Origin of the sequence: Alteromonas sp. NFXS44 (assembly GCF_040148705.1) — a bacterium.
GTDB lineage: Bacteria > Pseudomonadota > Gammaproteobacteria > Enterobacterales > Alteromonadaceae > Alteromonas.
On sequence record NZ_JAGDEA010000002.1, the window covers coordinates 151,455 to 175,925 of the forward strand.

General features: G+C 49.2%; 19 protein-coding genes. 11 read left to right on the forward strand and 8 right to left on the reverse strand.

Annotated elements, in window-relative coordinates:
• Positions 1-237: 237 nt before the first annotated feature.
• Positions 238-1,635, forward strand: a complete 1,398-nt coding sequence (locus J3369_RS03870; protein WP_349583996.1) for a PhoH family protein — start codon at positions 238-240, stop codon at positions 1,633-1,635.
• Positions 1,636-1,675: 40 nt separating this feature from the next.
• Here the strand turns inward: J3369_RS03870 and J3369_RS03875 are convergent, their stop codons facing one another.
• The 3 genes from J3369_RS03875 to J3369_RS03885 form a co-directional block, all read right to left on the reverse strand.
• Positions 1,676-2,629: a hypothetical protein gene (locus tag J3369_RS03875; RefSeq protein WP_349583999.1), complete on the reverse strand. Its 954-nt coding sequence runs from the start codon at positions 2,627-2,629 to the stop codon at positions 1,676-1,678.
• 107 nt (positions 2,630-2,736) lie between these two features.
• On the reverse strand, positions 2,737-4,122 hold the full coding sequence (gene cysG / locus J3369_RS03880; RefSeq protein ID WP_303573825.1) for a siroheme synthase CysG: 1,386 nt from the start codon (positions 4,120-4,122) through the stop codon (positions 2,737-2,739).
• A 149-nt stretch (positions 4,123-4,271) separates the two neighbouring features.
• Positions 4,272-6,017 (reverse strand): DEAD/DEAH box helicase, encoded by a 1,746-nt coding sequence (locus J3369_RS03885; protein ID WP_349584002.1) that lies wholly within the window; start codon positions 6,015-6,017, stop codon positions 4,272-4,274.
• Positions 6,018-6,204: 187 nt separating this feature from the next.
• Here J3369_RS03885 and prsT point away from each other — a divergent pair, with 187 nt between their 5' ends.
• A complete protein-coding gene (prsT, locus tag J3369_RS03890; protein WP_349584005.1) occupies positions 6,205-8,985 on the forward strand; it encodes an XrtA/PEP-CTERM system TPR-repeat protein PrsT in 2,781 nt (926 codons plus the stop codon).
• A gap of 86 nt (positions 8,986-9,071) precedes the next feature.
• On the opposite strand, the gene J3369_RS03895 is transcribed toward prsT, so the two are convergent.
• Positions 9,072-9,884 (reverse strand): ion transporter, encoded by an 813-nt coding sequence (locus tag J3369_RS03895; RefSeq protein ID WP_349584007.1) that lies wholly within the window; start codon positions 9,882-9,884, stop codon positions 9,072-9,074.
• A gap of 113 nt (positions 9,885-9,997) precedes the next feature.
• Between J3369_RS03895 and J3369_RS03900 the strand changes: the two genes are divergently transcribed.
• Positions 9,998-10,165, forward strand: a complete 168-nt coding sequence (locus J3369_RS03900; protein WP_161599088.1) for a hypothetical protein — start codon at positions 9,998-10,000, stop codon at positions 10,163-10,165.
• Between the two features lie 71 nt (positions 10,166-10,236).
• Here the strand turns inward: J3369_RS03900 and tolC are convergent, their stop codons facing one another.
• Entirely contained in the window at positions 10,237-11,616 is a 1,380-nt protein-coding gene (tolC, locus tag J3369_RS03905; RefSeq protein WP_119500025.1) for an outer membrane channel protein TolC, read from the reverse strand.
• Between the two features lie 246 nt (positions 11,617-11,862).
• Between tolC and nudF the strand changes: the two genes are divergently transcribed.
• The 4 genes from nudF to J3369_RS03925 are packed head-to-tail and all read left to right on the forward strand — an operon-like array spanning position 11,863 to position 14,232.
• The gene (gene nudF, locus J3369_RS03910) at positions 11,863-12,489 is read left to right on the forward strand and encodes an ADP-ribose diphosphatase (protein ID WP_349584012.1); all 627 of its coding nucleotides are present in this window, start codon (positions 11,863-11,865) and stop codon (positions 12,487-12,489) included.
• 38 nt (positions 12,490-12,527) lie between these two features.
• A complete protein-coding gene (locus J3369_RS03915) occupies positions 12,528-12,923 on the forward strand; it encodes a DUF1249 domain-containing protein (RefSeq protein WP_119500027.1) in 396 nt (131 codons plus the stop codon).
• On the forward strand, positions 12,923-13,657 hold the full coding sequence (locus tag J3369_RS03920) for a metallophosphoesterase family protein (protein ID WP_349584015.1): 735 nt from the start codon (positions 12,923-12,925) through the stop codon (positions 13,655-13,657). The genes J3369_RS03915 and J3369_RS03920 overlap by 1 nt, the downstream gene beginning before the upstream one ends.
• The gene (locus tag J3369_RS03925; RefSeq protein ID WP_349584018.1) at positions 13,654-14,232 is read left to right on the forward strand and encodes a YqiA/YcfP family alpha/beta fold hydrolase; all 579 of its coding nucleotides are present in this window, start codon (positions 13,654-13,656) and stop codon (positions 14,230-14,232) included. The genes J3369_RS03920 and J3369_RS03925 overlap by 4 nt, the downstream gene beginning before the upstream one ends.
• On the opposite strand, the gene J3369_RS03930 is transcribed toward J3369_RS03925, so the two are convergent.
• Positions 14,210-16,510: a DPP IV N-terminal domain-containing protein gene (locus tag J3369_RS03930; protein WP_349584020.1), complete on the reverse strand. Its 2,301-nt coding sequence runs from the start codon at positions 16,508-16,510 to the stop codon at positions 14,210-14,212. The genes J3369_RS03925 and J3369_RS03930 overlap by 23 nt on opposite strands.
• A 214-nt stretch (positions 16,511-16,724) precedes the next feature.
• On the opposite strand from J3369_RS03930, the gene parE reads away from it, so the two are divergent.
• On the forward strand, positions 16,725-18,617 hold the full coding sequence (gene parE, locus J3369_RS03935; RefSeq protein ID WP_303573817.1) for a DNA topoisomerase IV subunit B: 1,893 nt from the start codon (positions 16,725-16,727) through the stop codon (positions 18,615-18,617).
• 183 nt (positions 18,618-18,800) lie between these two features.
• On the opposite strand, the gene J3369_RS03940 is transcribed toward parE, so the two are convergent.
• On the reverse strand, positions 18,801-19,253 hold the full coding sequence (locus J3369_RS03940) for a GNAT family N-acetyltransferase (protein ID WP_349584023.1): 453 nt from the start codon (positions 19,251-19,253) through the stop codon (positions 18,801-18,803).
• 199 nt (positions 19,254-19,452) lie between these two features.
• Between J3369_RS03940 and J3369_RS03945 the strand changes: the two genes are divergently transcribed.
• Entirely contained in the window at positions 19,453-21,075 is a 1,623-nt protein-coding gene (locus J3369_RS03945) for a PAS domain-containing sensor histidine kinase (protein ID WP_349584026.1), read from the forward strand.
• Between the two features lie 3 nt (positions 21,076-21,078).
• Here the strand turns inward: J3369_RS03945 and J3369_RS03950 are convergent, their stop codons facing one another.
• Positions 21,079-22,257 carry a GGDEF domain-containing protein gene (locus J3369_RS03950; protein ID WP_349584029.1) on the reverse strand — a complete coding sequence of 393 codons (1,179 nt, stop codon included), beginning with the start codon at positions 22,255-22,257 and terminating at the stop codon, positions 21,079-21,081.
• Between the two features lie 171 nt (positions 22,258-22,428).
• Here J3369_RS03950 and J3369_RS03955 point away from each other — a divergent pair, with 171 nt between their 5' ends.
• Both J3369_RS03955 and J3369_RS03960 read left to right on the forward strand, forming a co-directional pair.
• Entirely contained in the window at positions 22,429-23,100 is a 672-nt protein-coding gene (locus J3369_RS03955) for an HAD family hydrolase (RefSeq protein ID WP_349584032.1), read from the forward strand.
• A gap of 80 nt (positions 23,101-23,180) precedes the next feature.
• On the forward strand, positions 23,181-24,470 hold the full coding sequence (locus J3369_RS03960) for a hypothetical protein (RefSeq protein ID WP_349584034.1): 1,290 nt from the start codon (positions 23,181-23,183) through the stop codon (positions 24,468-24,470).
• The last annotated feature ends 1 nt before the right edge of the window (position 24,471 follow it).

Below are 24,471 nucleotides of genomic sequence, written 5' to 3' on the forward strand. Positions count from 1 at the left end.
CAGAAGTGTAGCCGAAGGCTGGCGGACTACTGATGAAATCGGGTTCGGGTTTGCCGCCCGCGCAATCAGAAAAGAAATTAATAGCCAAGCCGGGAAAACTGGATTATGGTTAATTTGAAGGTCGACGCGACATGGAGTTGAGCGTCCGGTTCGACACAGGCATCTTCTCCTTCGCGGGACTCTTGATTGCACGTCAGTAATCAGGCGGGCGAGGTTTTACTCTTGACGGAGCGAAGGATGCCAAGAAAAAAATCCACAGAAACAAAGATCTACGTTTTAGATACGAATATTCTGCTACACGAACCCCTTGCATTTCTCTCATTCAAAGAAAATGACGTTGTCGTTCCGATGACTGTTCTTGAAGAACTCGATTACATCAAAGACAGTAAAAAAGACGTTGCCCGTGATGCCAGAGTATCTATCCGCTCAATGGAAGACTTACTTCATGACGCCACCCCGGAAGACATGCTGGCAGGCGTATCCCTTGAAGGGCTGGGTGCAGGAGAAAATAAACCCTCTGGTGCACTGTCTATTTTCGCTGATTTGAATATGGCTGAATCCCAGCAAATATTTACCAGCAACGAAAATGACAACCGTATCATTAATGTGGCGCTGCATCTGCAGAAAACCTATGCACCCCAGCAAGTTGTGCTGGTGACGAAAGATCTGAACATGCGCCTGAAAGCAAAAGGCGCAGGGCTTGCTCACGTAGAAGACTACCGTACCGACCAGCTCATCACAGACATTAAATACTTGTCGAAGGGCTTCCATAAATTTGAAGGCAATTTCTGGGAAAAGGTGAAATCGGTAGAAAGTCGCTCGGAAGGCAGAGACACCATCCACACGATCCCCCGTAATGTCATGGAAGATCCCTACATCAACGAATACCTGCTGGACGATACGCAGCAGTTCGCCGGTATTGTTGAGGATATGACTTCTGACACGCTGGAGGTGCTCGATTTAGGTTATGAGCGCTTGATGGGCCGCCATGCATGGGGGATTTCACCTAAGAATATTGGCCAGGCTATGGCATTGCACTCGCTGCTGGACCCGCATATTGACCTTGTTATTCTTACCGGGCCTGCCGGTAGCGGTAAAACATTGCTGGCGCTGGCTGCCGCCCTTGAAATGGTGGTAGAGAAGAACATGTACGATAAAATTATCGTTACGCGTTCTACGCCGGAAATTGCCGAGTCTATCGGTTTCCTGCCGGGCACTGAGGAAGAGAAAATGGCCCCCTGGCTGGCAGCCATCACCGATTCGCTGGAAGTTTTGCATAAGCATGATGAAAACGCGAAAAGTTCGATGAACTACATCATGGAGAAAGCGAACATCCAGTTTAAGTCCGTAAACTTTATGCGCGGGCGAAGCATCCAGAACTCCATCGTTATTCTGGATGAATCGCAAAACCTGACGGCTGCCCAACTGAAAACCATTATTACCCGGTGCGGGGAGGGCACTAAGCTGATTTGTTCGGGTAACCTGGCACAGATAGATAGCAATTATCTGTCAGCGGTAACATCGGGGCTGACCTATCTGGTAGAAAGATTCAAGAATTTCTCCGGCAGCGCCACGATTAATCTGGACGGGGTGGTACGCTCACGTCTGGCAGAGTTTGCCGAGCAGGAACTCTGAGCTGAATGATTCCTTTCAGGCCGCCTCTGCGCGGCCTTTTTTACTGAATTTCTTCCAGCGTATATTTTTTCTGTGCTACGGCAAATTCAGAGGTTGGCGCAATTTCACCCACTTCGTATAACGCCGGGCCGGTGGGCTCTATCAACACGTAGGTTTTGCCATCGGCTTTTATGGTTCTCTCACCTTTGCGTGGTGTAAGTGCTATGCCCAGCAGGGCGTGGTCAGGCAATAATACCAGTACCATGGCGGTGTCTGGCAGAAAAGCTCTGGCAATAGAAGCGGTCAGTACGGATTTGCTGTCACAGTCACCACGGTTTTCAGCCAGCAACTGGGCGGGTGGTGCAAAACCTGAACCGTTACTTTGTGCCCGGTTATCCAATGCGTCGTAGGGAATGCTTTGCACCCAACTGAGCAGAATATTGAAATATTCTCTGGCATCCGCCTGTGTACTCACTTTCTCGTAAAATGCCTGTGAGAGCGGGATCAGTGTGCCGGTCATCTCATTAATGTACCTTACATGATCCGGCTTGATGGCTTCCTGATTAAATGATGTGCGGTAGCGTGTGTAGTAATGCTTTTGCAGGTAATCGTTGAATGCTTTTTCCTTCGCTTGCGCCAGCTGGCCCTGAATGACTGCCAGTTTTTCCTTATTACGGGATTTTACTTTTATTGATACTTTGTCACCCTGTTGCCTGATTTGAATATTGGCATCTTTTGGGTTGAACTGGCGGGCCACATTCAGCAGCTCTACCGTTACATATCGCATGGCAAGCTCAGGACGGTAATTTTTCTGTTCCCGTGGTCCCGCTGCCAGCTTTTTGTTATCCAGCGCAAAACTGACAGACTGGGTTCTGTCCTGAGCATCAAGCCACTTGTACTGGTACGTTGTCTGGCCGCCGGCAGTATTTTTTTTAAAAGCCGTTTGTTCTGCTATGGCGCCGGTAGCGGCAAACATAAAACAAAACAACCACCACCGGAGCAGAGAGATATTCATATCAGATCGTATCCATTTGCGCCGGGGCGCAATGCGTCAAAATCCGCCGGAACAATCTGCCCGGCAATTACACAGAGTATGGAACAAAACCTGAATTTAACAAAGGGTTAAGCAGTAAACCAGTCCAGCTTCTTATGCAGTGTGACTACGCTGCCCACAATAATGAGTGTAGGGGGCTTCATTTCATCCAGTTGCGGATGAGCGGGGATAGTATCGAGAGTGCCGGTAATGACTTTCTGAGACTCTCTGGTTGCTTCCTGAACCAGCGCAATGGGCGTGGAAGCAGACAAACCGTGTTCAATCAGCTTGCTGCAAATAACAGGCAGGCCGGTGAGGCCCATGTAGAATACGATAGTCTGATTTTGATGGGCCAGTGCCGGCCAGTTCAAATCGATAGTGCCGTTTTTCAGATGACCGGTAGCAAAGGTAACAGACTGGGCATGATCGCGGTGAGTTAACGGAATGCCGGCGTAAGTACTGGCACCGCTGGCTGCGGTAATGCCCGGCACAACCTGAAAATCGATACCGGCGGCTATCAGTTCTTCGATTTCTTCGCCGCCACGACCAAAGATGAACGGGTCGCCCCCCTTCAGACGGACAACACGGTTACCTTTTTTCGCTTCTTCGACCATCAGTGAATTGATTTGGTCCTGAGGCAGAGTATGGTTACTTTTCGCCTTGCCCACATAGATCTTTTCGGCGTCCCGGCGCACCAGTTCAAGAATGGCAGGAGACACCAGCCGGTCGTAAACCACGACATCCGCTTTCTGCATCAGGCGCAAGGCGCGGAATGTCAGCAGATCAGGATCACCGGGGCCGGCACCTACCAGATAGACCTGACCTTCAATTTTTTGTTCGCTTTGCGCTGCTGACAGTGCTTCCAGAAAACGTGCATCAGCTTTTTCTGGCTGGCCTTTTTCAACCAGCTCGGCTATGTCGCCATCCAGTACGTCTTCCCAGAAATACCGTCTGGCCGTTACGCCTTTCAGTGACGACTTCACTTTCTCACGGAATTTCTCAGAAAAAGCGCCCAGACGGGAGATATTCGCAGGAATCACGGATTCCAGCTTCTGACGTAAATAACGCAGTAAAACCGGAGCGACACCACCGCTGCTCATTGCAATAACAATGGGGGAACGGTCAATAATCGAGGGCGTGATGAACTGGCAAAGTGGTGTGTTATCTACCACATTAACCAGAATGCCTTTTTCACGGGCAATATCATGTACATGCTGATTAATGTCGGTTTCGCTGGTGGCCACAAATACCATTTGCTGATCAGTCAGATCAGTATCCGCAAATTCACGTTTAATGAGTGTGACCCGGGGATTATCCGCGTAGGATTTTACGGTGTCGCACATCCATGGGGCGACAACAGTCACGCTGGCTTCGGATTTCAGGATTAATTCCAGTTTTCGGGCTGCCACTTCTCCGGCACCTACGATCAGGCAATGAGATTGTTGAGTGTCGATAAATAACGGGAAGTAACGCATGTGCCTGTGGATCCTGTAACGCTGATAATAACGCAGTGGTGTTAGGACTATTTTGACGGGATTCCACGGAAAGAAAAGAGTTGTTTTGTGCCTTCTTATTTCCAAATGGCATATAAAAAAGGCAAGCTATAACGCTTGCCTTTATTCATTTAGTTTTTGCGGGGAGCCCGACGCTTTGGCGGCGTATCTGACCACTCGCGGATAGATAACTTCTGTCCGGCTACGCGGGTGTTTTGCAGCAGCTCTTTAGTTTCACGGGGCATGCCCTGAGGCAAATCAACGGTGCTGAATTTATCATAAATTTCGATAGCACCAATGTTCTTGCTGTTGATATTCCCTTCGTTAGCAATAGCGCCCACAATGTTACCTGGCTTGGCACCGTGAGTATGACCAACATCAATACGGTAACGCTGCATGCCGGCTTCTGGCTTGCTTGAAGCTCGCTTACCACGACGGTCGCCTCTGTCACCTCTGTCACTGCGGGGGCCACGGTCGCCTCGATCACCACGATCACGGGGGCCGCGGTCACCACGATCTTCGCGTTGTGGTTTACTGTGTAAATCAGGACGGTCAGATTCTTTCAGTAACAGAGGTTCGTCACCTTGTGCAAGTTTAATCAGTGCGGCAATTAAACGCTCCGGCGAAGCTTCTGTTTCCTTTTGTAAAGATTCCACGATAGGCATCAGAGATTCCAGGCTGTCATCACTGGTCGCTTCGCTCACCGCGTGCTTAAACTTGCTCAGGCGTGTTTCGTTCAATTCATTAATTGAAGGAATCGGCATACGCTCAATAGGCTGACGCGTAGCTTTCTCGATGGCAAAAAGTAAACGCTTTTCACGGTGAGAAATGAACAGAATTGCTTCACCACTACGACCTGCGCGGCCAGTTCGACCGATACGGTGCACGTATGACTCTGTATCGTAAGGAATATCAAAGTTAACGACATGGCTTACACGTTCAACGTCAAGACCACGGGCAACAACGTCTGTTGCAACCAGAATGTCGATAGCACCCTGCTTGAGTTTTTCTACTGTGCGTTCACGGGCATTCTGCGGGATATCACCGTTCAGTGGCTCAACATCGTAGCCACGGGCAGACAGTTTTTCAGATAACTCAACAGTCGCCGTTTTCGTACGTACGAAAATGATCATGCCGTCAAACGGTTCCACTTCCATAATACGGGTTAACGCTTCCAGCTTATGGTGCGGTGCAACCTGGCAGTAACGCTGACGGATGGTGCTGGCCGTTGAAACTTTCGATTCAATTTTAACGTGCTTCGGATTTTTCAGATAACGCTGGGTAATCTTTTTGATTGGTCCGGGCATGGTGGCCGAGAACAGCGCAGTCTGCTTTTCTTCCGGAGCATGACTTAAGATTGTCTCAACGTCATCAATGAAACCCATGCGCAGCATTTCGTCAGCTTCGTCGAGAACCAGAAACCTCAGTTCACTTAAGTTTAATGTTTTGCGGTTAATATGGTCGATGATACGGCCCGGGGTACCAACAACAACCTGTACGCCACGCTTAAGCTGACGAATTTGGTTATCGTAAGACTGACCACCGTATACAGGCAGTACCTTAATTTTTTGCGAAAAGCTGGCATAAACCTGAAAGGCTTCCGCCACCTGAATAGCGAGTTCGCGGGTTGGAGCAAGTACCAGCAATTGCGGTAACTTTGCTTCCGGGTCGATATTTGCGAGCATTGGAAGGGCAAAGGCCGCAGTCTTACCTGTACCTGTTTGCGCCTGACCTAACAGGTCATGGCCTTCAAGCAGTAGCGGGATACTTTCAGCCTGGATAGGGGATGGCTTTTCATAGCCAACTTTCTCCAGAGCCTGTAGTATGCTTTCTGGTAAGTTAAGGTCTTTAAATGTCAGCTCGACAGTATTGGTCATTAATGATCCTGAATGATTATATGAAAGAGGTGGGCACGGCACACGCCGGCACGATTACCCGGAGTACCCCTGAATCATGTATCTTCTGTGAATCATGTATCTTGAGGTGGCGCGGGCTGTTTTACTAAAGAGGTATTATATTCCAGATAGGAGTGGAATACCAAACAAGAAAGTAAAGGTACAAAGGATGAATTATAACAAAACAGGAAAACGGATAATAGTGCCTCTGGCGATTGCTGCATGTTTATCTGCGGGTCTCACCGGCTGCGGCAAAAAATCCACAGAAGAACACCTCGAAGCTGCGAAGCAGTTCGCCAATGCGAATAACAGTGATGCAGCCATTATCGAGTTTAAAAACGCGATAAAGAGTAATCCTAAAGCACCTGAACCCCGTTTCGAATTGGGTAAATATTATCTGCAAACCGGTGACTTTGACGGCGCTGAAAAAGAACTTAACCGTGCACTGGATCTGGGGCAGTCTGCCTCTGAAGTGATTCCTTATCTCTCTGTGGCCTATCAGAAAACCGGCGCTGAAAATGCGCTGGCCGGTGTTGATTTTCAAATGGAAGGAATGACAGCAGTCGAATCTGCAGAAGTTGGCTTCTACAAAATGCAGGCCATGGCGCAACTGGGCAAGAATGAAGATGCGCTGGCGCTGATTGATCAGTTAGAAACCCTCGATACCGGTTCGGTGTATAAGGGGCTGGCGTTAACTTACCGTGATATTATCAATGAGAATGCAGAAGGTGCGCTCTCATCGTTAAAAGCCCTGCGTGAGCAGGCACCGCAAAACAAAGATGTGTTGCAACAGTTAGGCAAACTGGCACTGGCGACAGGTGATAAAGCGATTGCCATGGATGCCTTCGGTGACTACGTAGAAGGTAACCCCACTGATGTAACCAGTAAATTTGCTTACATCACACTGCTAATCGAAGCAGGAAAAACTGAAGATGCCGACCCGATGGTCACGGAACTGCTGAACAATAACCCCCAGCATCCGTTACTGAACCAGTATAAAGGTATCATCGAAGCCAATGCCGGCAACTATGAAAAGGCCATGAGTTTCCTTGAAACTGCCATGCGTAATGGCAATAACAATCCGGCGATCAGATTACTGGGCGGCTATGTGGCTTATCAGATGCAGGATTTTGCCGCAGCCAATGAGTACCTGTCTGAGGTGGCGCCAGCTTTACCTGCCGATCATCCTGCGTTACGCATGCTGGCCGACAGCTTATTACAGATGGGGCAGGGAGAAGACGCATCACAGATCCTGAACCGGGTAGAAGTTGACGGTGAAGCCGGTGCATCACTGTTTTCAAAAGCCGGTTATCAGTTGTTACGTCAGGGCAACGTGGTAGACGCCAAAGCCATGATTGAGAAGTCCGGCACCATGAGTGAAACCGCGGAAGACCTTGCCAGACTTGGTGTGCTGCAGTTATCGGTTAATGATATCGACGGGTTAGTGAATCTGGAAGCTGCCGCTAAAATGGCGCCGGAGTCTTTCGTGACGCAACGTACGTTGATCACGGCTTATATGACCACGAACAAACTCGATAAAGCGAAAGCAGCATCGCTGGAATGGGCTGAAAAAGAACCGGACAACCACACGCCACACTTATTCCTGGCGGAAATTGCATTTAAGCAGGGTGACAAAGAGGGGGCTCTGGCTGAAATTGAAAAAGCCAAGGCGCTTAATCCCGGTACCACTGAAATCGATCTGGTACAGGCAAGATTACTTCTGTCTGAGAGCGACGTGCCGGCAGCAGTAGCGGTGTTAAATGATATTCTCAAAAAAGAACCGGGTAATGTGCAGGCAAGAGATGTGTTATACACCGTCGCTGTACAGACTAATGAAGCTGATGCCGCCACCGTTGCACAAGGTGTCTATGATCAGCTTCAGAAAACGCCGGATGATCTGAATTTACGTTTATTAGCGGGCCGTATTGCCTTTGCCAATAACGAAGATGACAGAGTGATGAGTTTGCTGGCACCGGTGCAGGCTACAGTCAAGACGCCCAAGTTGTTCTGGAACCTTAAAGGTCAGACGCTTATCCGTCAGAACGACGTGAAAGGCGCTGCGGCACATTACGATGCATGGCTGAAACTCTATCCTCAGGACAAAACTGCTGTGCTGGGAATGTTGTTACTGTTAGATGCACAGCAACAATATCAGCAGGGGCTGAATCTCACTAATTCATTTCTGGCGAAACAGCCTGACAGTCAGGTCAAATTACTGAAAGCCCATTTTCTGGCTATGACCCGTCAACCCAAGCCTGCAAAGGCGATTCTGGATGATATGCCTGAAAACGTTAAAGCGTTGCCCTTTGTTCGCAGTATTTACGCCCGTGTTGCTATTTTGGAAGGTAAGAGCGCGGATGCTGTGAAAGATGCCATGACAGCATATGACGCCAATCCGAACAGCCAGAATGCGTTGCTGGTGGTTGCAGCATACGAAACGTCTGGTCAGGCACCAAAGGTTAACCCGTTTATAGATAGTCACCTTGAGGCACATCCGGCTGATATCCGCATTGCCATGTTAAAGGCGGAGCGGTTGATCGGCTCAGACAAAGAAGGAGCGAAATCTGTGTACGCCGGTATTTTAGAGCAAATGCCGGAGAACTTTGTGGTACTGAATAACCTGGCTTACCTGTATTACGAAGATGGTGAACTGAATAAGGCCATGGAACTGGCCCGTAAAGCCGTTGGCCTGCAGCCTAAAAATGCGGATTCAGTTGATACACTGGCGCAGATCCTTATTCAGCAGGACAAGTATGAGGAATCACTGTCTTTGTATGAGTCGGTGGTCAATGATCAGCCTGTTACCGATATTGTGTATCTGAACTACGTTCAATTGCTGCTTGATATGGGCAAAAAAGAAGTCGCACGCCGTAAAATGCGCAATCAGGAATTCACGACAACCGACGGGCAGAAGCGGGCGGAACGTATCCGCGTTCGCTACAGTCTGTGATTACCTGGTATTGAAGGGTAAACAAAAATCCCCGCTGAGCCGTCAGCGGGGATTTTTTTATACTTCACCTTTATGGATTAAACTGATCAGTCGGGAGATTTTTGAAACTTGTTTACTGTCTCACGGAGTGATTTCAGTTCAGCCATCACATCATTCAGCGTGGGCTCATTATTTTCAGCTGCGGCTTCAAGACGGGCGGCAGCGTTTTCCTGCTCCATCACACCTACCACAATACCAATTACCATATTGAGGAAGGCAAACGCCGTAAAGAAGATAAAAGTGAGATAGTACAGCCAGCTGAGCGGGTACACTGCCATGGTCTCGTACATGACATCCGTCCAGTCTTCAAAGGTCATTACCCTGAACAGCGTCAGCATGGAAATAGTGATATCGCCCCATAGCTCACTGTTTATTTGCTCAAATAAAGTGCTGCCAACGGCGGCATAGATGTAAAAGATGATAAACATCAGCAGCATGACATAGCCAAGCTGAGGCAAGGCTTTTACCAGCGACACCAGTAAGATCCGCAGTTCGGGGATGATGGAAATCATCCTTAAAACCCTGAACACCCTGACCAGCCGGCCTACGAGAGCAAGATCGGTGCTTTCAGCCGGGATAAGGCTGACAATCACAATCAACGTATCAAACCAGTTCCAGAAGCTTTTGAAGAACTGCTTTTTGTTTTTCTCGGCCAGAAAGCGGATGGTGATTTCCGTCAGGAAAAAAGCACTGATAAACCAGTCGAGTATCAAGGTGACCGAGGCAAAACCTCTTGGCATATCATAGGTTTTGGCGCCTACCAGTAAGGCGGAGATGATGATGACTGAGATGACAAAAATCTCAAATGTCTTATTAGAACGGATCCGTTCAAAGCGATTCTGGAGTTCAGTGGCTTTCATGATGTTGGCAAAATTACTACTTAAGTATAAATATTAAGAATCAAGAGTGTTTCAAAAATGCAGTTGGTTTTTCTACAATGTCATTAACGTTAACATCATCGAAGGCATGTATAATGGATGACTCATTATCAGGCTTGCAAGGAAAATTGCTGGATACCAGTGAAAAACTGGAGAATTTTATTCCCACTTCAGAGCATGCTTCCTCGCTGAAAGAGGACTTGCATGATTTGCTATCCATGCTTTCTGCGTTGCAATCCCGTTCAGCAAACGCCGGCCAGTAATCTTATTTCATATACATACAAAAAAGCCGTTCGCCCGCAAGGGCAAACGGCTTTTGCATTTCTCTTCACAATTAACTGTTTTCGGTATCCGCCGGCCGTAAACCTTTGTTAATCATTTCAATATCCTGTGCTGTCAGCGTACCGGCAGCCTGTTTCAGATTAACCACCGCCTGAATGAAATCGTAGCGGGCACCAGCCAGGTTACGGCGGGCATCAAACAGGTTTTGCGTGCTGTCCAGTACGTCAACAATGGTACGGGTACCCACATCGAAACCGGCTTCAGTGGCTTCAAGTGCACTGCGGGCAGAAACCACAGCCTGTTCCAGTGCGCGGATTGTCGACATCGATGCTTTCACATCGTTGAACGAGCTGCGTACTGACTGAACAGTCTGACGATAAGTCAGTTCCAGATCCTGACTGGCAGAAATGTAGTTAAACTTCGCCTGCTCAGTTTGTCCTGATACGCTCAGGCCCTGGAAAATTGGTACGTTCAGTTGCACACCAACGCTGTAGCTGTCGAGGTAAGGCGTGGTGTTGTCTATAACTTCGTTACCTACAGTCGTTGTACTGTGAGTTTTGTCCTTACCCGCAGACGCAGTTAAATCCAGTGTTGGCAGGTGACCGGCACGGGCAGAAGAAATGTCTTCTTTCGCAATGTCCATTGCCAGGCGGTTAACCAGTAACGATAAGTTCTTCTCTTCGGCGGTTTCCAGCCATTCATCCGGGGTGGCCGGTTGTGGCATGGTTGCAGAGAAGTTCTCTGTGTTGAGTTCGTACAGTCTGTCGTGGTACTTGCCGGAAATTACACGAAGTGCTTCAAGTGCCAGCTCGACGGCATTTTCTGCCTGAATTTCCTGAGCAATGGTATTGTCGTAGTTAGCTTGCGCTTCATGCACGTCAGTGATCGCCGTTAAGCCCACTTCAAAACGTTGCTTGGTTTGTTCAAGTTGACGTTCAATGGCACTTTTCTGAGCTTTTACAAATTCCAGGCTGTCTTTCGCACGTAACACATCAAAATACGCAGTGGTTACCCGTACAATCAGTTGCTGCATGGCAGAGGCCAGAGTGGCGTCACTTTGTTCTGCTACTTTTTCCGCGCGGTCCAGACCTACCCAGTTGGCATGGTCGTACAATGACATGGAAAGGTTCAGGCCATAGCTGGTGGTATCACTGTCGGAGTCGATCATGGTGATACCTTCGCCTAAAAACTGGGCACGTTCAGCAGAAGACGTGGTGTAACCTACGGTTCCTGAAATTTGTGGCAGTAAAGAGGCACGGCTGATGGTAATACCGGAGTAGGCAGCGTCCCGTTGCGCTTTGGCCTGATTTACAACCGGATCATTTGCCAGTGACTGCTGATATACTTGTAAAAGGTCGTCTGCAAATGCCGTTGCCGGAACACCTGCGGTAATACCTAATCCAACCATCAACGATAAGAGTGTTCGTTTCATTAATGTGCCTTCCTGTAATTATTGACGGTCCACTGGACTCATAAGCTATGAAGTGTATGAAATCACTCCGTAAACCGGTAGTCTGTTCTGGTAACAGGGCGTGTTTAACTGTAACAGAATATGTTATCGCCGCTTTTCTCTGTAAGCTTGAGTACGGCTTTTTACCAGAAAACCAAAATGGTGATTAAACAGCCGGTTTCAAGTTGACCAGTATCATAAGGCTTTTACATGCGAGAGTGAATGTAAATGAGCAAAAAAATCGGGATGTTTAACTCAAACGATATAAAGATTGAAGCAAAAACGCCACTGTATCAGGGCTTTTTTAAAATGGTGCGTTACGACTTCAAACACAAGCTTTTTGCCGGTGGATGGAGCGATACAGTGCGCCGTGAAATATTTGAACGGGGTCATGCCGTTGCCGTGCTGCCTTACGATCCTGATACGCAGGAATTCGTACTGATCGAACAAATACGGATAGGGGCAATGGCCACCAGTGATAATCCCTGGTTAATTGAAGTGATCGCCGGCATTATCGATGAAGGTGAAACTGAAGCGGATGTGTGTTGCCGCGAAGCAGAAGAAGAAGCGGGTATTGTGCTCAGGCAACTGAGTAAAGCCACCAGTTACCTCGCCAGTCCGGGCGGCACCACGGAGCGTATTCATATTTTTATGGCCACCACGGATGCCACTACCGCCAGCGGTATTCATGGCCTTGAACATGAGTCAGAAGATATCCGTGTTCACCGTGTGGCGGAAAAAGACGCCCTTGAATGGCTGGAAAATGGCCGCATTGACAACGCTGCTACCATAATTGCGCTACAATGGTTCTTCATGCATAAAGAAGAACTGTTGAAAAACTGGAGTCAGGTTTGAATCAGACAACGCGAAAATATGTACCACATCTTCCCAGCATGCAGGCACTGTGTGAACTGAACTACAGCCGTTTCCTGCGTTTGCTGCCGGATTGTGATACCGAATCGCTTGTCTACCGGTTTTCCGTGGCTGAGCAGTTCACCTATCAAATTACCATTGATGAGGCTGCCCGTTACACCACCACGCTGACGGTTTCTCAAAACAGTACCGGCACGCCGGAATATCTGAAGCCGTCTATGTCTGTCAGGTTGTATCACGATGCCAGAATGGCTGAAGTCATCACCAGTCAGAACACCGGTGCATTTGCCCCGTCATACGATTATCCCAACAGCAAAATGCGTCAGCGCAACGAGAAATTGATGATTAATATCTTTCTTGCAGAATGGCTGCAGTTTTGTCTGAAAAATAAACCTGTGGTATCGGCCCCGGTTTAATGCGGCTGCTACAACTGTCCGACTGTCACCTGTTTGCTGATCCTGAACAGACAGCATACGGTGTAAATCCTTATCTGTCATTGAGCCGTGTGCTTGAATGTGCCGCCGGGGAAGCGCCGGACAATGTGATAATTACCGGCGATGTGAGCGGCGATAACAGTGAAGAAAGTTACCGGCATTTTCTGTCACTGATGAACCGGTATCTGCCCGGCTGTGAGTGGCGGGTCATAGCCGGAAACCATGACAGCAACGCTCACTTTGAAGCCCTTTTCGCTGAGCACATTCTCCATGCCGGCAACGCCTGGTGCATCAATAACTGGAAAGTACACGGGCTCGATACGCGTTTTCAGGGCGCACGGGGACAAATTCTGCCGGCAGAATTGCAGGCGGTGAGTGCAGATATCAACAGTATCGCTGATTGTTTTCACATACTGGCACTGCATCATCATGTTTTGCCTACCGGCAGCTGGATGGATAAACACGCCCTGGAAAACCCTCAGGATCTGCTGGCCTGGCTTGAGTCCGCTACCGGTATGGCTATGGCAATACATGGTCATGTGCATGCCGGATTATGTTATGAAGCCGCCGGGATACCCGTGCTGTCGGTACCGTCGACCTGTTGGCAATGGCAGTTAGGTCCTGAATTCGGCACTGCTGCGTTACCCCCCGGGTACCGGGAGATTATGTTGTCGCCTGATGGCGAATGGACCTCTTCAGTCAGGAGAATTGAATGATTCACGTGTTGTACCTGCACGGCTTTCTAAGCTCACCTAAATCAGTAAAAGCGCAGCAAACTCTCGCCTGGTGTGAAAAGCACCGGCCGGATATCACATTACATATCCCGCAACTGTCGAATTACCCTTCTCAGGTGGGGCAGCAATTGACTGACTATATTCAGGCCCATCCACAACTGACGGAAACGGGTCTGCGTGCCATAGGCAGTTCAATGGGAGGCTATTTGTCTACCTGGCTGGTGGAGCAGTACGGCGGCAAAGCGGTATTAATCAATCCGGCGGTAAAGCCATTCGAATTGTTGCTTAAGTACGTCGGTGAACATGTTAACCCTTACACCGGTGAGCCGTTTAAGATTGTGCAGGAAGATATGGCGGTACTGAAGGCAATGGAAAGCGAAAGTTTAGCGGCACCGGAAAGCTATAAGGTACTGCTGCAAACCGGTGATGAAACACTGGATTACCGCCAGGCTGAAGAAAAGTACGCTGACAGCGACCTTATCATTGAGCGGGGCGGCGACCACAGTTTTACCGGTTTTGAAAAACACCTGCCGGCTATTTTCCGCTTTCTTGATTAAAATCCGGCAGGGGGCTGTGTTGCAGCTTTTCTACAAAAAAGCTGAATTGCCTGCGCTGAACGTAGTCTACCGGGCCGGTTGAGCGCCCGGCAGAATGCTCTCCGCCCGGAATGATCAGCAAATCAAAATCTTTGCCGGCTTTTACCAGTTTGTCGACGACTTGCATGGTTGACGCCGGATCTACGTTGCTGTCCTGCTCGCCGTTAATGATCAATAAGTTGCCCTGTAAATCCCCGGCATGTTCCATCGCCGATGAGGCCACATAGCTCTGATCCACAGGGTAGCCCATCCACAGTTCATTCCAGCTGATTTTATCCATGCGGTTATCATAGCAACCGGCGTAAGCAACGCCGGTGGTATAAAATTCAGGGTGGAACACCAGTGCACCCAGTGTACTCTGGCCGCCTGCAGAGGCACCGTAAATGCCTGCGCCTTTTGAAATATCATACCAGGGATATTGAGCGGCAGCGGCTTTATGCCATTTTATCCGGTCGGGAAAACCTGAATCGCCAAGATTTTTCCACGCCACATCATGAAAGGCTTTAGAGCGGTTTGCCGTACCCATGCCATCCATCTGCACCACAATGAAACCCAGATTTGCCAGCGCCTGCATACCAATGATTTTATCGCCGCCGGAATGGTAGCCAAACGGCCAGAAATTTTTAGGCACGAAACTGTCATGGGGGCCGGCGTAGATATTTTCTATTACCGGATACTGCTTTGTCGCATCGAAGTTCTGCGGTTTCACAATCAGGCCCCAGATATCTGTTTTATCATCCCGCCCTTTTGCCACAAATACGTCCGGGGCAGTAAACCCGGCGGCGGTCAGGCGGGAAATATCCGGCTTCGCCAGTGTGCGCAGTAATTTGCTATCTTTTGTGCGTCTGAGTTCGGCCACATTGGGCAGGTCGGGTCTTGAATACACATCCACATACCACTGCATATCATTAGAGAAGCGCACTTCGTGATTTGCCTTCGCGCCGGTAAGTGGTGTCAGTGCCGTACCGTCAAAATTGATCCGGTAGTAATGCGTAAAGTACGGGTCTTCACCTTCATTCATGCCACTGGCAGCAAAATAGATCTGGCGGGCTTCATCATCAACATGTACCACTTCCCGCACCAGCCAGTTCCCCTGCGTAATTTGTTGCGGCTGGCTGTCATTATCCCCGTCATATAAATAGAGGTGGGCATAGCCGTCGCGCTCAGATAACCAGATTCGTTCTTTGCCGGCCTCGTTTACATCGTGATAAAAGCCACGCCAGCGGTTGATGAAGGTCTCAGCGTTTTCTTCAATGGCAACGGTGGCATGACCGGATTGTTTATCCACCGTGATGATGCGCTCCTGCTGGTGGCCGCGGCGGGTGTAGTGAAACGAAAACGCACGGTTATCCTTATGCCAGTAAATACCGCTGATGATGTAAGCCTGATCTGTCAGTGAACGTGCGACATCCTGTTGTGATGATGTTGTCAGGTTAATCAGTACAGGCTGGTCGGCATCAACACGGTCACCGGGCTTGGGGTAGAGCTGTTTAACTACCTCAGGCTGCAGGCGGTTTTCAGGTGCTGCCACCACCCGTGTCACATATCGTGCTTCCCCCGGCACAAAACGGATGACCACCAGCGCGTCATTTTCGCCGGACCATTTTACCGAAGCAATGTCGTACTGATTTTCTGCAGAGCCGTCTGAAGTTTGATAAACAATGTCATCGTTGCCGTTTTTTATTACCAGGTTATAGCCTTCCTGCATGGCCCGGTATTTACCATCCGGTGAAGCCGGCACCCTATCCTCCAGCGAAACGGTTAAATCCCGTACCACGCCAAATGCTTTCGGACGATAATGGTCGTACTCCTGCGCATGGCAATCTGCACGGGACAAACTGCACTGCCAGCTCTCATAGTCCATATTGAAATGCAGGGTGTCATTTTCATTATCAAGCGTGACATGAGACAAGGGTAAATCTGATGACGATACTTCACTGCCCAGGGCAACCGACAGCCCTCTGGCAATGATGTCATGGTCAAACGCTTTCACCGGCTTACCACCGGATACGGACTCAATGAACCAGGTGAAGCCGCCGGCTACTGTTTTGCGGTAAATGAATGTCTCATTGTCTGGTTGCCAGTCTGCGGGGAAAACTATGTCACGGGTCAGGGTCTTCCAGTTTTCCCTGAGTGACACGGCAGCTTCAAAGTCAGCAGTGTCCGGCGATGATGCTTGTGAGGCAGGGGTGTAAGTGACAATAAGAGTGGATAACAAAGCTAAATGCGCAAATTTCACGGTTTCTCCCGGTTCTTTTTATTTTTTCTTCGTCCTGAATAATGAGACATCAGATTACGAAGTTTTCCGGGCAAAGGTAAAGCGTCTCTGTCTGCGTCAGATGCCCGCCGGACGCAAACGGGCAATTGCTCACATAACTGATGCCTGCTAACATCGTTTAATACTGTGGCACGCCCGTGCCTATAATAAACAGCGTCCTGGAATAAGCAGCACTATGTCTAATCAATATAATTCCGAAGCGATAGAAGTCCTCAATGGCCTGGATCCGGTTAAACGCCGTCCGGGCATGTATACCGATACGATGCGGCCAAATCACCTCGGTCAGGAAGTTATCGATAACAGTGTGGATGAGGCGCTGGCCGGACACGCGACGAATATCAAAGTGATCCTGCATGAAGATCAGTCGCTGGAAGTCATTGATGATGGCCGGGGGATGCCGGTAGACATTCACCCGGAAGAAAAAATGTCCGGTGTGGAATTAATCATGACCAAACTTCATGCCGGCGGTAAGTTTTCCAATAAAAATTATGCTTTTTCCGGTGGTTTGCACGGGGTAGGGATTTCTGTTGTTAACGCCCTGTCTACCCGTGTCGAAGTGGTTATCCGCCGTGACGCGAACGTCTATCAGATTGACTTTGCCAATGGTGAAAAGGCGGAAGAGTTACGGGTCATCGACTCCTGCGGTCGCCGGAATACCGGTACCCGTGTAAGGTTCTGGCCTGATCCTCAGTATTTCGATTCTGCTAAGTTTTCTGTATCCCGCTTAGTGCACAACTTACGTGCTAAAGCGGTGCTTTGCCCGGGGCTGCGCATCCGCTTCGACAATAAAGTCAGCGGCGATACCACCGAGTGGTATTTTGAAGACGGCTTGCGGGACTATTTGTATCAGGCTGTGCAGGAATTCGAAACGCTACCGGCAGACACGCCTTTTATCGGAAACTTCTCCGGCAATACCGAGGCTGCGGATTGGGCTGTCATGTGGCTGCCTGAAGGTGGCGAACTGGTCACTGAGAGTTACGTAAACCTCATTCCTACTGCACAGGGCGGTACCCATGTTAACGGTCTTCGTCAGGGCCTGCTGGAGTCTATGCGGGAATTTTGTGAATTCCGTAATCTGATGCCCCGCGGTGTTAAATTGTCCCCTGATGATATCTGGGATCGCTGTGCTTACATCTTATCAACGAAGATGCAGGACCCTCAGTTTGCCGGTCAGACAAAAGAACGTTTATCCAGCCGTCAGGCATCAGCGTTTGTGTCCGGCGTGGTTAAGGATGCTTTCAGCTTATGGCTGAACCAGCATACTGACGTGGCAGAAGCCCTGGCGGAAATGTGTATTAACAACGCCCAGCGCCGTCTGCGCCAGAATAAGAAAGTAGCCCGTAAGAAAGTGACGCAGGGCCCGGCACTGCCCGGCAAGCTCACAGACTGTTCCGGTCAGGATATTACCCGTTCAGAACTGTTTCTGGTGGAAGGGGATTCTGCGGGTGGTTCTGCCAAGCAAGCCCGTGACCGTGAGTTTCAGGCCATTATGCCGCTGCGGGGAAAAATTCTGAACAGCTGGGAAGTGGAGTCTTCTCAGGTACTGGGTTCACAGGAAATTCATGATATTTCCGTTGCACTGGGTATTGACCCTGATTCTTCGGATTTATCCGGTTTGCGGTACGGGAAAATTTGTATTCTGGCTGATGCCGACTCCGATGGTCTGCACATCGCCACCCTGTTATGTGCCTTGTTCGTCCGCCATTTCCGTGCGCTGGTAGATGCCGGTCACGTATACGTTGCCATGCCGCCGCTATTCCGCATTGATGTGGGCAAAGAAGTGTTTTATGCGCTGGATGAAAGTGAGAAACAGGGTATTCTGGACCGTATTGAAGCTGAGAAGAAGCGGGGCAAAGTGAACGTGCAACGCTTCAAAGGTCTGGGTGAAATGAACCCTATCCAGTTACGTGAAACCACCATGGATCCTAATACCCGCCGGTTAGTCCAGCTCACTATTGATGACAGCACAGAAATGTTAGAGATGATGGACATGTTGCTGGCTAAAAAGCGCTCCGGCGACAGAAAGTCCTGGCTGGAAAGTAAAGGGAATATGGCCGAAGTGGTGTAATGTCCCGCTGCCATTATTAAAACTAAAAATAGCCACATCTGTGGCTATTTTTGATTCTGAATACCACTTTAAATACGCGGCCGGATTATTTATCCAGTGCTAGCCTGACACCCGGGGCCACCAGTAATGTGCCGGTAAATTTGTTTAAGTGATTCAGGTATCCCACACGCAGGGCTCTTTTCTTTAACAGGTGAGTTTCATATCAATATGGGGAATACCGTCTTCCAGATACATGGTGGATGTCGGCGTAAAGCCAAATTTTCCGTAGAAACCTGCCAGATGTTCCTGTGCGCCGATTTCAATATCCTGCTCAGGCCAGTATTCAGCGCAGTACGCTAATGCTTTTTCGATCAGAGTGTAACCCTGTCCCGAACCGCGACACTGGCTGGTTGTCAGCACCCTGCCAATACTGACTGACGGATAACTGAGTCCTGGCGGTAACAACCTGGCGTAGGCGACAATGTCTCCGTTCTCATAACCAAGCAGGTGACGAGCACAGGCCTGAGTATCTTTATCATCCAGCTCAGGATAGGGACAATTTTGCTCTACGACAAATACATTTATTCGTGCCTGAACCAGGGCGTACAGTTGGGTGGTTGTTAGCTCACCGAAAGTCAGGCATTGCCAGTTGAGCATAGTATTATCTGCATTGTCTTTAAAATGAATAAGGGGAATGTATCAGGCTTACCGGATTATTGCACCGGCATTCCGGAAGCATAGTCCATTATTTCACCTGTATATCAGGTGGCACTATGTTCAATCTTTGCTAATTTTTGTATGAGGTGGCAATCAGGCCGCTTTCTTTTTTAGCGATCCGGCTTCGGAACATTTTTCAATGAAAGACATCAGCTTGCACGATAACGGATTTGAGGCCGTTTTCAGGGCCTCAAAAGATGGTCTGGGTATTTTCCGCGAAGGTATATTCTTCGATTGTAATCAGTCGATGCTGGATCTGGTCGGCATCGCTGATAAAGAACAGTTCATCGGCCAGACGCCTTTCGATTTTTCTCCTGAATTTCAGCCTGACGGCCAGGTGTCGGCTGAGAAAGGCGCAAAGCTCATTGAGCGTTGTATGGAGGAGGGGAGTTTACGATTTGAATGGCTGCACTCCAGATTCAACGGGGAGCCATTCTGGGCGGAGGTCATCATCACAAAAATGATGATGAACGACGAAGTTGTGGTGCACGCAAACTGGCGGGATATTTCTGAAAAGAAAAACCTTGAACTGGAAATCGCTGCACAGAAAGATGCCTTTGAAACACTATTCAATGAGTCAGTAGACGGATTATGCCTGCTCACCAGCGAGCACTATCTGGATTGCAACCGCGCCTTTCTCGATCAACTGGGATTCCGTAAAAAAGAAGACATTATTGGTCTGACGCCCATGGATATTTCGCCCGAATATCAGCCGGGTGGCCGGCCGTCTGAAGAGGCTGCCGTAGAGATCATCGAAAATGCGTTTAATAAAGGTAGTGTGCGGTTCGAATGGGTGCACAAAAAAGCCTGCGGGTCAGAATTCTGGTGCGAAATTATTGTCACCCGAATTACCCTTGGCGGAGATGATGTGCTGTACGCCATCACCAGGGATATATCTGAAAAGAAAGCACTGGAATTACAAATTGTAGAGCGCAATGCGGCACTGAAAGACTCCAATGCCAGCCTTGAAACCATGATCAATGATTTGAAGCAAACTCAGGATAAGTTAATCGAGTCTGAGAAAATGGCCAGTTTAGGGTCGCTGGTGGCGGGGGTGGCTCACGAAATAAATACGCCGGTAGGTATTGGCCTGACGGGGGTAACTCAATTGATGGAAGAGTGCACAGATATCCGTCAGCGTTACGATAAAGGCAGCCTGACAGAAAACGACTTCGAAGACTTCCTTAACAGTGCCAATGAAATCGCTGATATCGTGAAAAAGAATCTGGTAAGAACCGCTCATCTGGTGAGAAGCTTCAAGCAAGTTGCGGTGGACCAGACCAGCGAGGAAGACCGCGAGGTGAACCTTAAGCAATACTTCGATGAAGTGGTGTTCAGTCTTGCCTCGGTGTTACGAAAAGCCAGTGTCGTGGTGGATATTCATTGCCCTGATAATCTCAATGTTATTACTAACCCGGGTTTGTTGTCTCAGGTACTGACCAATCTTATAGTCAATTCGGTAAATCATGGGTTCAGTGAGCGTGACAGCGGGCATATTGCCATGACGCTCAGTGAGCTGAACAGTCACGAATTTTTGCTGGTGTACAAAGATAACGGGAAAGGGATCAGCGAGGAAAATGCACCGAAAATCTTCGACCCGTTTTTTACCACGCGCCGGGGGACCGGCGGCACCGGACTCGGGCTCAATATCACTTACAATATTATTACGAATGCATTGGGCGGAAGCATTAAATGCAGAAGCAAAGAAGGCGAAGGCGTAGAGTTTACCATTCAGTTTAAAGTGACTGACCGGCTGTTGTAATGTTCAGCCCTTGACCAGTGACAACGCATTTGCGGTAAGAAAGCGGGTGTTATTCCGTCCGCCTTTTTTCGCCGCATAGAGTGCGTCATCTGCTCTTTCCAGCACCACATGCCAGCCCAGATCGCCCTGTTCCATGGTGGCCATTCCCACACTGACAGACAAGGTGAGGGATTCAATTCCCATACACAAGGGCGTTGACTGAATAGCGAACCGCACCCGTTCAGCAATGGCTTTCACATCGCTGACTTTCAGCCCTGCCAGCATGATCACAAACTCCTCGCCGCCAAGACGGAAGTGATAGTCGTACTCCCGTGTGGCTTCCCTGGCGACATTAGCAATATGACGAATGGCTCTGTCGCCGGTTGTGTGTCCGTACTGGTCGTTTACATTTTTAAAAAAATCGATGTCGAAAGTGACAAACGCGAAGGAAAGCTGATTACGCTGGCAGCGGGTAAATTCTCTGCTGGCAGATTCATTCAGGGCATGACGGTTAAACCAGCCGGTGAGCGCGTCGGTTCTGGATACAGTTTTAAGGGTAACCTCCCGTTTCCAGGCGTGAACAAAGATTAATCCCAGTGTCAGACCGGAAATATACAACAGCACAACCAGTGAATTAGTGGTCTGAATAATATCGTTACCAAGGAACTCAAGGTGGTCAGGGAAAAGAAGAATTGCCACAGCACTGCCGGCGGTGTGAACAATGAAAAGCAGAATAATCGTCATGACAGCCCAATAACTCTTACCATGGGCCGAGTGTCTGAAGCGCCACAAGTGGAAGACGCTCAGCAGGTTTAATGTCAGCATAACCGGGTAGATGGCCAGCATGCGGAATTCCACATTGCTGCTGATTGCATCGTTAAAATGCATCAGCAAAACAAAAGCTGAAAACACGCCAATGGAAAGGTGGCTGTTCACTGAGCGGGTTTGGGATGTAATCCCGCTGAGCACTAAACCATGGGCGGCGATATACAGTGTGTTAGATAACACAGGGGTAAGAAGCCAGGGCACGGTGCGAACAGAAGCAACAAGAATTAACAGGCTGCAGGCGAGAAAACAGACGCCGGCCAGGGACCAGTCACGCATGGCTTTATCAGCGGTGTTGGTCAGAAAGAGAGCTGACAGCGTAATGGCCATCATTGCACTTAGTAAAACCGTGCAGAGGGAAAGCGTAAACAAGTCCATGTGAGTTCCACGTCAGGGAAGAAATATCGAAATCCGTGATATGGAAAAGTAATTTGCAGCAATACCGGATGCAATTCAATACTAATGCGATGAACGGATTAAGATTGATCCGAATCCGGGGTAAGGTTAGTTTCAATGAGATACCTGTTTAAACAAGGACATTCACACCCTATGACATCTCCCCGTGCAATCAGCCAGTCAACCCGCGCCATTTTGTTTGATCATGACGGTACCCTCATTGATTCTGAACAGGTGCATTATGAAATCTGGCGAACAGTGCTCCGCCAGCATGGTGTGAGCCTGAGTGAAGCTTTTTACAGTGATGTAATGGCCGGTATTCCTGTTGCCCAAAACGCGGTTGATGCAGTGACAACATTTAAGCTGCCCGTTGCCGCAGAAAGTCTGGCGGAAGAAAAACATGAACAAACCCGCAGCTATCTTGCCGAGCAGCCTTTTCCTCTGATGCCTCACGCGATACAGACCATTAAAAAGTGTTACCAGAGCGGCTATCAACTGGCCATCGTGACCGGTGGAAGCCGCATTTCAGTAGAGCGTACGCTGGAGGCCCGGAACCTTCGTCATATGTTTTCCGCAACGGTATCCGTTGAAGATGTGACTGACAGCAAGCCGGCACCGGATTGCTATTTACTCGCCATGAAAAAGCTGGGACGCCAACCCCATGAATGTGTAGCCGTTGAAGACACTGAACATGGTATGCGGGCAGCGGTGAACGCCGGTGTGCCATGCGTCGTTATACCCACTGTCCATTCAGCCGGACATAATTTTAACGATGCGACATCCAGATATTCATCCCTTCAGGCATGGTGGATGTTAGAGTCCTGATTGTCTGAAGACATACCGGGATTGAATTTATTCCGGAATTCACAAAGAATAATAACCTTCGGTTTAAGAGGCGGATCCGTTTGCGAATATTACGTGGTGTCATTATAGCGTTGCTGGTGAGTGTATTGCTGGTGGCGGGACTGATTGTACTGATGATAGAAAGTGAACCTGTGGTTGATGTAAAAGCAGCGGAACAGGTGGCAGATGCCGATACCGTACATGAACTGCTGGCTCAGCTGGAATCCAGCGTTTCTGATCGCCATCAGGGCCACACTATTACCATCACAACTCAACAGTTTGACTCCATTGTGGGTTTCCTGCAGCGTGCCACGCCGGACTTCCGCGGTAAGGTAACTGTGCATCCCGATGCTACCCGTTTACAAGCCAGCATTGCTATTCCGGTGGATTTATTTGACAGTTACCTGAACGTTGATGCCACGATTTTGCCGGCTAATTTTCTGTTGCTGGATGAAGTGAAAATTGGCGATTTACATATTCCCGGGCATCTGGCGGTAGGGTTGGCCGAGTGGCTGGTTAACCGCCGGACTAAAAGCGATATCGCCACCCAGGCAAGAGAGCAGATAGAAAAAGTCAGTATGACGGAACAGGAAATGATGGTCAGCCTGCGTCCTATGGACGGGTTCCTGCGTAATCTGAACGAAGTCAAAAATGGTTTATCGGTGGATCAGGACGACGAGCTGCGGGACTTAACGGCCTATTACCTGCGCTATATTTCTTTTCAGGATATTACCCTGGCGGATACCCCGCAACCGGCGGTGGATTTTATCCGCCTGACCATGAAACGCGCAGCGCAGCGAAGCACACCGGAAAACGCGGCGGAACATAACCGTGCAGCCATTCTGGCGCTGGCAATTTTTATTGGCCATCACCGGGTTGCCAACTTCGTCGGAGACGTTCAGCCTGATGCCGATAAAGCCCTGAAACCGCTAACGCCACCACTACTGCGGGGCCGCAACGACCTTGCCAGACACTTCCTGATTTCCGCTGCATTAAAAGTATTAAGTGAGCAGGGTGTCACACTGGCAATCGGTGAATTTAAAGAGTTGATGGATCGCGCCATGGGCGGAAGCGGTTATTCTTTCGTGGATCTGACTGCTGATATGGCCGGGATTGAGTTTGCGCGTGTGGCAACGTCACCGGTTCATGCCGTCCGGGTGCAGCAACTATTATCTGAAATGCATGACGACGATGTGATCATGCCGCCGGTTGACGGTCTGGCAGAGGGATTGTCGAAAGACCAGTTTATTGAACAGTTTGAGCGGGTAGACAGTGACGCCTACCTGCAGGAAGTGGCAAAGATAAAGGCCCGTCTTGCAACGGTGCCTCTTTACCAACTTGAAGACAACTGAG